This is a genomic window from Treponema sp. R6D11, assembly GCF_054786075.1.
On sequence record NZ_BDHD01001060.1, the window covers coordinates 1 to 399 of the forward strand.

Sequence of the window (399 nt, forward strand, 5' to 3'; positions counted from 1 at the left end):
CACCAGTAACATTATTTCCTGCGGTATAAACATGACCACGGTTGTAGTTAACAGCAAATTACGCAGGATGTTGAGAACCTGCTCGCTTATCGGCTTTCTATTAATACGTCTTATTTCCCTGTCCAATAATGCAATCTTTACAAGCTTGTTTTTTATTTCTTCCAGAGATAGTTTCGTCAGGTCTTCTTTGAGCGTTTGTCCGGTTAATGTTAAAAATTCCTTTATTGTTTCATTTACTTTATTTTTCATTTCTAAGTTTGTTATCTTTTCTGACGTTCCGTAAACGCCTATCTCTCCGCCGACCGCGCCCATATAGCATCCTTTCCACAGCCTCAGCACCTTATCGTCATACAATTCAAACTTTGTCGCGTGGATATTAAATATCATTTTGTTCGCTAT

Annotated in this window: 1 protein-coding gene; it reads right to left on the bottom strand. The window is 38.1% G+C overall.

Annotated elements, in window-relative coordinates; translation table 11 throughout:
- On the bottom strand, positions 1 to 387 hold a 387-nt coding region (locus tag ACYVTD_RS17480; protein ID WP_461248898.1), incomplete at its 3' end, for a DUF4474 domain-containing protein.
- Positions 388 to 399 lie beyond the last annotated feature (12 nt).